Origin of the sequence: Myxococcus vastator, from assembly GCF_010894475.1 — a bacterium.
Classification (GTDB): Bacteria; Myxococcota; Myxococcia; order Myxococcales; family Myxococcaceae; genus Myxococcus; species Myxococcus vastator.
Map to the genome: position 1 here is coordinate 1 of NZ_JAAIYB010000681.1, position 3,103 is coordinate 3,103.

A 3,103-nucleotide genomic window follows, 5' to 3' on the forward strand; every position below is an offset into this window, starting at 1 on the left:
GGACGGGGCTGCGTGCGCGGTGGGCGCGGGCATTGGCCTGCACGTCGAGCGGCCGCAACTCGTAGCAGCGGCCGTCGTGCTCGACGCGGACGGTGGCGGGCAGCCCCTCGACGAGACAGCTGGCGACATTCACCAGCCGGCCGGCCAGAAAGCCGTGGCGCACCTCGAAGAGGCGGCCGTCAAGGCTGACGACGCCGTCACGGGAGACGCGGCGGCGCGCCCGCACGGTGAGGGCCTCGGCCAGCTGCGTCTCGGAGACGAGGCGCGTCTGGTGGGTGCCCCAGACGAGGCTGGGCGTGTCGCCCATGAGAGAGGCGTGCGGCTGTGAGTGGTAGTGGCGGGCGAGGAAAGTGTCGAGGCGACGCTGCACCTCGGCCAAGGACAGCGAGCGGTCCAGGTGGTCAAGGCAGCCCTCGCGCAGCGTGCGCCAGAAGCGCTCCATCTTCCCACGCGCCTGCGGGTCATAGGGCCTGGCATGCACGAGCGCGATGCCCAGGCGCGGGCACGCGGTGGCGAGCGCCTTGCCGGAGTAGGTGGAGCCGTTGTCGAGGTAGAGCGTCTCCGGCACGCCGTGCTGGCGCGCGGCCCGCACCAGCAGGCTGAGCATGTCATCCTCGCGCTCGGTGGAGCGCGCCTCGAGGGCGACGACGTAGCGGCTCCTGTCGTCGAGCAGCGCGTGGATGCGCAGCGGCTCCCACTTCGTTCCGCCGGTGAGCACCGGGCCGTGGCAGACGTCGCCGTGCCACAGCGCGCCGGGGTACGCGGCCTCCCAGCGCCGACGCTCCAGTCCCTCGCTCGTGCCACGCAGCGAGACGCGGTCCAGCCCGCGCTCGGCGAGCAGCCGCCGCACGGTGGCGGCGCTCACCGCGCCCTCGCGCACGCTGCCCTGGCGCACGAGCGTCGCGAGAATCAGCTCCGCGGACGCGCTCGGGTGCTCGCGCCGCACGTCGCAGACGAGCTGCTTCTGCCGCTCGTCGAGCGCCTTGGCGCGGCCCGCGTCCTTGCGCGGCTGGGGGCGCAGCGCGGCGAGGCCGTGCTTGCGGAAACGGTAGTACCAGCGCTCCAGCGTCGGCACGCTGAAGTGCCGCGTGCGCTCGGCTCCAGGCGGACGGAACTTCTGCCGCGTCAACTCCCTCAGCGCGCCGCGCAGCTCTCCGCGCGTCAACTGGCGGTGCACCACCGGGCCAATCACCTGGCTGCGGAAAATCGCAATCTCTTCGCCGTAGTCTTTCGGGACGAGCTCATCCATCGAGGTCTCCTCCCCGCCGCCGCGTCCATCGCGGGCCTGGCGGGAAGTCCACCCCTCGCATCCGCTCGCGCCGCTGGGAGGGTGCCCAACGCGGTGGGCAGGACTTCCCCAGCAACTTCGCGGTGATGGCCATCAGCTCACATGTCGGGCTCCGGCGAAGGCTTGATGCTCGAGCGGCGCCCCCCGCCACGCGAGCGGCGCGTGAGCGCACAGTGCCTGCGCCGCGCGGGCCGCGAGCGCCCGGGGCCCCTCCGCCACCGCGCCGAGGTGGAGTGCGCCGAACAGCTGCCGCGCCCCGAGCTGCCGCGCCCACCTGGCCAGCGACCGCCAGCCGCGGGCGGCGTCCCCCAGGCGCGTCCAGTCGCTCGTCCGCCGTCGCACCTCGTCCGCCCTCAGGCCGCACAGGGTCCACAGCGCCAGCGCGAAGGCAATCGCCTCCCCGCTGAAGTGCTTACGTGGAGAGACGGACGGGGGCACCACGCGCATCACCGCGCCACAGGGCTGGCAGCGGTAGCGCCGACAGCGCACCCCCCGGCATTCCGGCGCCCCGTCCGGAGTCGGCGGGCCGCGCTGCTGGCGCTCGACGAGCCCATGCCCATGGAGGCCCAGCCCACCGCCTTCGTAGGCGCCGCGCCCACAGGCCACGCAGCGCTTCGGCCGGCCCTCGTCCACCGAGGGCGGCCAGTTCTTGACGTCGCCCTCGAAACGGACGACTCCTCGGGTGTCCCGGTTCTCTTTCCGCAGGGTTCCCGGGGCCCGCGTAGAGGGTGTTCCCGCACCCTCTGCGCACCTTTCTCCCCGTCCTCCTGACCGCCTGCTACCTCATCGGGCGTGGCGCTCCAGTTTCTCGCTGACGATGGGCGAGCGGCGCGAAACCATCACACAGCCGGCTCGAACTCGGGCCTTGCGCCCTCATCCAGGGTGCTCGTCAACAGCCGTGGCCATGTCGTCCGCTCATCTTCAATTGGTCGACACCGGCGACCCTGCTGCGCTCCGGATTGGATGGGTGACGTACATCGCCAGGCAGCGAGGCAAGGTGCCTCCATTGCCCGCTCCAGTCAGAATCGAACCCGTGGATGACGAGGGGGCACTCATCGTCCTCACCTCGGAGCGCTTCACGGCCAGCAACCCGGACCATGTGGCATCGGCTGAGCGAGTGACCGAACTCCTGGACCGTGCTGGCCTCGTGCGTTCCGTTGCTGCTCCCTGAGCATCACGGTGGCTCGCCACTGCAACATCTGCGGTTTGAGGCAGGCTCATCAGGTCGGAGCGCCGCGCGAGTAGCGGGACCAGCAGACGCAGCGGTCTTGAAAAATCCGCCGGGCGGTCTACGAGGCCGGCGGAAGGGGGCAGCTCTCGGCCCCACCCCATTCAAGGTGATGGAGGAGGCTCCCTGTCGGGGGAGGTCGCGGTCGCTGAGGGCAGGGGCGCTGGAAGGGGCCTCCGAGCGCACCTATGGTGGATTCACTTTCCATCGGGCCATGCGTCGAATGTGCGAAATCTCCTCTAGGAACTCCATCCGCGTAGGGTTGTCTCTTCGCAGAACGAGCAGGCGCCGCTCCACATCATCCAGCTTGCGACGAGCCCTGTCGGACTGGTCGGGAAACTGGTTCGCGGTCATGGCAAAAAGACATGCGACGTGTGCTCGCCTTCCGACATTCTCGTAGCCAAGCTTCTCGGTTCGGCGTAGCGCACGGCCAAACTCCTCCCATGTAGATTGGCGCCCGTAAGGGCTTGAGCTTCAATTACGTGATCGGTTGCGGCCTGACGACGTAGTTCCACTCACCATGAAATTCGGCGGGCGTGATGTTGAGCGCCTTCAGCTCGGAGTTCGTCACGGCGGTCCCGAGTCGG

Annotated in this window: 3 protein-coding genes; 1 reads left to right on the forward strand and 2 read right to left on the reverse strand. The window is 70.1% G+C overall.

Features of this window, described 5'->3' with window-relative positions; genetic code table 11:
• Positions 1 to 1,249, reverse strand: a 1,249-nt coding sequence (locus tag G4D87_RS35985) for a DDE-type integrase/transposase/recombinase (RefSeq protein ID WP_163787314.1), incomplete at its 3' end; no start/stop codon positions are given.
• A gap of 132 nt (positions 1,250 to 1,381) precedes the next feature.
• On the reverse strand, positions 1,382 to 1,921 hold the full coding sequence (locus tag G4D87_RS35990) for a hypothetical protein (protein WP_163787316.1): 540 nt from the start codon (positions 1,919 to 1,921) through the stop codon (positions 1,382 to 1,384).
• A gap of 184 nt (positions 1,922 to 2,105) precedes the next feature.
• On the opposite strand from G4D87_RS35990, the gene G4D87_RS35995 reads away from it, so the two are divergent.
• A complete protein-coding gene (locus G4D87_RS35995) occupies positions 2,106 to 2,459 on the forward strand; it encodes an Imm52 family immunity protein (RefSeq protein ID WP_163787318.1) in 354 nt (117 codons plus the stop codon).
• Positions 2,460 to 3,103 lie beyond the last annotated feature (644 nt).